Origin of the sequence: Arthrospira sp. PCC 8006, from assembly GCF_046480465.1 — a bacterium.
GTDB classification, from domain to species: Bacteria; Cyanobacteriota; Cyanobacteriia; order Cyanobacteriales; family Microcoleaceae; genus Limnospira; species Limnospira platensis.
Map to the genome: position 1 here is coordinate 1 of NZ_PKGG01000267.1, position 6120 is coordinate 6120.

At 43.2% G+C, this 6120-nt stretch carries 5 protein-coding genes and 1 pseudogene; 2 read left to right on the forward strand and 4 right to left on the reverse strand.

Annotated elements, in window-relative coordinates; translation table 11 throughout:
- The coding region (locus B9T16_RS24585; RefSeq protein WP_410246008.1) for a hypothetical protein at positions 1 to 1235 on the forward strand (1235 nt) is incomplete at its 5' end.
- Positions 1236 to 1284: 49 nt separating this feature from the next.
- Positions 1285 to 2085 carry an OmpA family protein gene (locus B9T16_RS24590; RefSeq protein WP_006618324.1) on the forward strand — a complete coding sequence of 267 codons (801 nt, stop codon included), beginning with the start codon at positions 1285 to 1287 and terminating at the stop codon, positions 2083 to 2085.
- Here the strand turns inward: B9T16_RS24590 and B9T16_RS24595 are convergent, their stop codons facing one another.
- The 4 genes and pseudogenes from B9T16_RS24595 to B9T16_RS24610 form a co-directional block, all read right to left on the reverse strand.
- Complete coding sequence (locus B9T16_RS24595) at positions 2086 to 2466, reverse strand: DUF4189 domain-containing protein (protein ID WP_410246009.1); 381 nt, start codon at positions 2464 to 2466, stop codon at positions 2086 to 2088.
- Positions 2463 to 4058: a histidine kinase dimerization/phospho-acceptor domain-containing protein gene (locus B9T16_RS24600; RefSeq protein WP_006618322.1), complete on the reverse strand. Its 1596-nt coding sequence runs from the start codon at positions 4056 to 4058 to the stop codon at positions 2463 to 2465. The genes B9T16_RS24595 and B9T16_RS24600 overlap by 4 nt, the downstream gene beginning before the upstream one ends.
- 473 nt (positions 4059 to 4531) lie before the next feature.
- A complete protein-coding gene (locus B9T16_RS24605; RefSeq protein WP_410246010.1) occupies positions 4532 to 5353 on the reverse strand; it encodes an Rpn family recombination-promoting nuclease/putative transposase in 822 nt (273 codons plus the stop codon).
- A 381-nt stretch (positions 5354 to 5734) separates the two neighbouring features.
- Positions 5735 to 6120 (reverse strand): annotated as a pseudogene (locus B9T16_RS24610) (flagellar assembly protein H); the annotation flags it as partial.

The window sequence follows — 6120 nt, forward strand, 5'->3', positions numbered from 1 at the left end:
AACAATTGGAACAAGTCAACACTCCAGCGATTATTGATCAGGTTTATAGCCAGCAGCGAGTCTTGTTGATTTCCTGCGAACAAATKGAACMATTGGGGCGCATTCTGCCGAATTTMTTGCTGTCCTTTGGTTTACTGGGAACTTTTATTGGGATTACGATTAACTTATATTCCCTGAGTCAAACGGTCAGCACCACCAATGTGACTGATATTAGTAGTTTACTCCAGGATATTCAAACACCTTTACAGGGGATGGGAATTGCTTTTACTACGAGTTTGGCGGCGATTTTATTTAGCGCTTTTCTGGTGGTGATTAACTTTATGTTTAATACTAATCTGGCTAAATATCGCTGGATGAGTGCTTTAGAGGACTATCTGGATAATATTTATCAACCGACTCTGAAAGGTCAAACGAAAACGGATAAAATTGTTCAAGAGATGGTCCAGGTATTTGACCAGTTTTTAATCCGTTTTGGTCAAGGTATCCAAACTTCGATAGAGACAGCATTTCGACAAAAGATTGATGAAATTTATGCAACTAATCTGAAAGCTAATCAACTGGCTGAACAGGKTTATAGTAGATTMATTGATGCTTCAGTGACTGTGACGCAAAGTGCTAAGGATTTTCAAATTGCGGGCGATCGCTTTTTGGAAGTAGCCCGTGCTTTTGAGCAAAGCGAGTTCCCCCAACAACTTTCTAATGCTACTATCAACTTAGCCAATACGCAACGGGGTTTTGCTCAATCAGCTTCCGGGTTGTCTACTTCAGTACAATCGGTAGATTTAGCGGTTATTGAACTCCAAAACTATAGCAAACGGCTGATTAAATTTAGTGAACAAATCCAACAAACTAATCAAACGGCATTAAATTTATTAGAAACCCATAATCATAATCAACAATCGTTTAATCATATTATTGAACAGGTGCAAACTGCTTCCCAAGGGTTTCAATTGGCTGTGAATAATCTGGATAGCCTACAACGGCGCATGGTGAATAAAACTGATAATTTGGAGGAAATTCAGGGGGAATTATCGAAGTTGGTGGTGGCTATGCAAACCTACACCCAGGGAGTCAATACAGCAATCAGTGGCGGAGTGGCTGCTAATTATCAAGGGAATTCGATTAATGCAATGGAGTTACAACCAGTGATTTCTGGGTTACAGGAATGTGTGGGTCATCTACAGGACACTAAAAATGAACTTTATCGACTCAGGCATACCATAGAAAGGCAATAATGTCAAGTTTTTTTAATCGGTAAATAATAAGATTTAAGAGGTGAAAAATATGCGTTATTCCCGTTCTCATCAAACATCAGAAGAGTTTAACTTGTGGCCGTCTTTTACGGATTTAATGGCTAATTCGTTTATGATTTTGAGCCTATTTCTGTTGTTAGCAATTATCAAATCGATATTTATTCAAACGGTTTCTGATGCGACGGCTTCCCGTTCGGAAGAATTACAAATACAAATGTCGGAATTACAAAGTAGACTACAACAGCAAACTACTCAGGTAACGGGACTGCAAGGAGAGGTGGCTAGGCTACAAACTGAACTGAGAAATAGAGGCGATCGCATTATGCAATTACAGGGAGAAGTGGAACGCCTAAAATCTCCACCAGTGATTGTATTGCGAGATTCATCATCACGAACATTTGACTCTGGTAGTGCGGCTATTTCGTTAGAATTAACTGAGTTTATCGATAATCAATTAGTAGCACAAATTAAGGATTTTGCGAAAGATTACGAGGGATATGTGGTAGAAGTAATCGGTCATACTGATGGACAAATTACAGGGGGCGGTTACAGCAACCTAGACCAAGTATTAGAAGAAGTTGCACGCAATAACCAAGCGGTTACTAGCTTAGTTCCTGGTTCTAATGCGGACTTAGGCTTAATGCGGGCTTTAGCAGTGGTGCAAAGATTACAGGAAAATGAAGAATTGCAGTCATTAGGATTAACGTTTAAAGCGTATTCGGCGGCGCAATTATATGAGGCTTCGGGAAATTATGCTGCTATTAACCGCACCTCTGACCCCAGTCGCCGCCGGATCGAAATTCGATTCACTCCCAAAGCTGTGGAACAATAATTAAGGGTCAAAATGGGTTGTACAAGCCCAGACCTGAATTTTACAGTCTCCTTGACCACAGGCGACAATTGAACGCGCCTCAGCTTCAGCCCTATTTGCAGACCAAGCTGATCCAATATTAGAGCCATTAGTGGCGATCGCACCACAACCATTTTTAAACCATACCCGTATCTGACAATCAGCCTGTCCGCAGTATTCTAAGGCGTAACGTTGGGCTTGGGCGAGTGTGGGGTAGTCGTGGGAGTAACCCCATTGAGCGGGGTTAGTGGTTGAAGTAGCGATCGCGCCATAATTATCGCGATTTTGGGCAAGAATAGCCCCAGTAGTGATTCCTTCAAGGGCGATCAGAATTAATCCAGTCAGACTCAAACACTTAATCATCGGACTTGTACAGGTAAGAAAATAGTCATGACCTTCCCTTGCTGGGGTCGCTGTCGGACAACTAATTTCCCCCCAAGGGCTTGGAACAGATTTTTAGTGACATTTATATTTAAACTTAGACTACCGGTTTCTGGCTGCACCATCAATACAGGTCCGATAGATTTTAGGGGAGACTTAGGCGCAACTGTAAAGGGGGAATGAGTGTCGTTGTGAGAATGGGACTCTAGCTGCAATTTCAACAACTGTCCGGCGAGTCGTACACCGACTTTAATATGGCTACCAGATGGTAGACTGCGGGTAAAGTTTTCGATCGCCCCGGTTAGCATTTGGTCTAATAAGGTCGGATCACTAACTACAGAGGGTAATTGTTTGGGTAAAATCACCTCTAGGGTATGATTGCGCCCGCTGGCTTGTTTTTGCCATCGTGGTAGTCCGTTTTGGAACACATCTGCTAAACACATGGTGGTTAACTCAACTCCAGCAGTGGTAGGAATTTCGCACGATTGGGGGGGATTTGGGGACATTTCCAATTCTACCGCCCGAAAAATTAGGTTAAAGCGATCGATTTGGATGCTACATTCGCGATCAATGGACTCTAAGCGCTTACGGACTACGTCTGGGTCGAAATTCGGACGCTTCAACAGTAGCCGAGTTAAGGTCAGAATTGTGGTTAAGGGGGTGCGAACTTCATGGGCGATCGCCTGTAATAATTCTGCCTGGGATTGTCTAATAGTGTAGTCTGTCCCGACTGATGACCCAACTGTTAATAGGTTTTCAGATGATTGGGGAACAACTACGGTTTCGGAGGGGTTAGTTTTTGGCTGGGTTGGGCGATCGCATGGTAGGGCGGAGTTTTGCAGCAGCAAACGGCTAAACTGCATGACAGTTTGATAATGGGGTGCGACTGGGGGAAATTGTGAGGCGATCGCATCTAGTTGAGTAATATAATGGTGATCGTGACTGGGGACGGTTGAGGACTGTTTAACCATGCGTTGGCGCAACAGCAACAGCGATCGCTTGACTAGATCTGGATCAAAGGAAAACAAAAACGCCGGATCGTTAGCAGGATTAACCCCCAACACCATCACTAGGCTAAATTCGGCGGTCAAGACTAAACAAAATCTCTCCCCCATAAGTGGATCGTCTCCAGATAAGGGAAAAGCTGACTGAAAGGGTAACTGATTAATTTTTTCTGCACAAACGGGAATATCCCCGTTGTGGGATGCGGGTAATAACCTAAATCCCCGTTGTTTTCCCCATACTGATCCTACAGACCCGAATTGGGATTCACAGGTCAAAATTAGGGTGGTGAAATCACTGGCTAGACGGGGATTCATTAATACGGGAGACGGACCAGAGATGACATAACCACGATGGGAATAAGGGGGGGGAATATCGCTGATCAGTTGATTGTCATTGGTTGATGAAATTCTCGGATATCTGGGGGGGTTCAATTCTAGGAATTGATTTAAGCTACGAATAGCCCCATACCAGTCGGCTTCGGCTTTCTGGTGTGAATAACGGCTGCGATCGCCTATTAGGGCTTCACTAGCTAAAATTTCGCTTAAAGTTGCTACACTAAAATCACTCATAGCTTTCTCTCCATCGTTTCCGATTGATTAGCGCCATTCATATAATTACCCTGACTCTTGAAAATGAAATACTGAATATAGGTTATATGGGTTAACTTATCCTATTTTCAGCATATCTGCTATTATGCTCCAGTAGATTCGTAGAACCGAACCTGTCAGGCGGTAGAAACCGTTCGTTCTCCTATTCCCCTCAGCCAGAACCTACCACTACACTGATTCACTCTACCAACAATTACACTTCTATCAATTTTGACTAAAATTTACCCACCACGACGGATATTAGTAATTCTCAGTATGATTCAATTTAAAAGTCTATTGAATTTCAGCCACAGCTAAGGGTAAGATTTAGGCGATCGCTTGCCAAGTCTTACCCGGTTCTACCTAACCAACAGGTTTTAGAGAGATTTATTTGATAGTCTAAAGTTCCCTATTTGCACATCAAAACCTGGTTAATTAACGGCAATTTTGCCAATTTATCCATCATTAGAATCTTCTAAAATCGGCAGAACTTCATCAACAGGTAAGCCCAAGATTTCGGCGATCGCTTCCGAAGCATAACCCAGGTTATTCAAACGTAGGACAATGTTTCGCGTGATTTCTTCGCGACCTTCCTGGCGACCTTCTAGGCGACCTTCCTGGAGACCTTCCGTAAAGGCTTCTTGATAGAAACGAGTTTGTTTTAAATCAGTTAATCCTAACATTCTAGCAATCTCCTCGCGACTAGCTTGGGGTAGTTTATAGACTACAATAGTTTCGATTAAATCAATGATATCGCGTCTCAGGGGGGCTGGTGGGAGTATTTGTTGAGCTTGTTCAATCAGTTGTTGGGCTGATGCTATAGCTACAGACTCCGATGCGACTACTAACTTAATGATACCTACCCCTAAGCCGTTTTCGCCTTCCAACTCGTCTAGGTAAATGCGGGTCACTGCTTCGGAGTTGAGAATTTGGCTRAAGTGTTGAGACTTTTCGCGCTCTGTGTTACGGTTAGGGTAAATAACTACAACTCTCCAGGGGTAAGGGGGTTGATACTGTCGCAAATATAGGAAAAGTTCCGCAAAAATCCGATAGTACAGGTCATCGTCCGGTTGAAATTGTACTTCCGTCAGATAAAAGGGTTGGTTAGGGTTGTCGGTACTGGGGAAGAATAACCCATCTAAGCGAAAGGCGAGTTGTTTGACTTCTAGATTGGTGAATTGATATTGATCAGCTTCTGTGGGAGGAAGGTTCAGCAGTTCAAAGAAGCTGCGCGGGTATTGTTGGAAGATGCGGTAAAATATGCTATCGGTTTTCACTGGCTTATGATGAGATTGGTGATCGGAAATTCATTGAACCCTGGAAAATGGGTTGATATGACTCTAATAATGCTATAGTAGCACCTACTGATTGATAGAAACGAGTTTGTTTTAAATCAGTTAATCCTAACATTCTAGCAATCTCCTCGCGACTAGCTTGGGGTAGTTTATAGACTACAATAAATCAAGGATACCTCCTTACTTTAGGGTGATGTTTTGCTGCCTACGATGCAATCATAACTAAGGGTAAGATGGCGGCGATCGCTTGCCAAGTCTTACCCAGTTCTACTTAATCAACAGGTTTTAGGGAGATTTATTTGATAGTCTAAAGTTCCCTATTTACACATCAAAACCTGGTTAATTAACGGCAATTTTGCCAATTTATCCATCATTAGCATCTTCTAAAATCGGCAGAATTTCATCAACAGGTAAGCCTAAGATTTCGGCGATCGCTTCCGAAGCATAACCCAGGTTATTCAAACGTAGGACAATGTTTCGCGTGATTTCTTCGCGACCTTCCTGGCGACCTTCCTGGCGACCTTCTAGGCGACCTTCTAGGCGACCTTCCTGGCGACCTTCCTGGCGACCTTCCWGGCGACCTTCTAGGCGACCTTCCTGGCGACCTTCTAGGCGACCTTCCTGGAGACCTTCCTGGAGACCTTCCGTAAAGGCTTCTTGATAGAAACGAGTTTGTTTTAAATCAGTTAATCCTAACATTCTAGCAATCTCCTCGCGACTAGCTTGGGGTAGTTTATAGACTACAATAG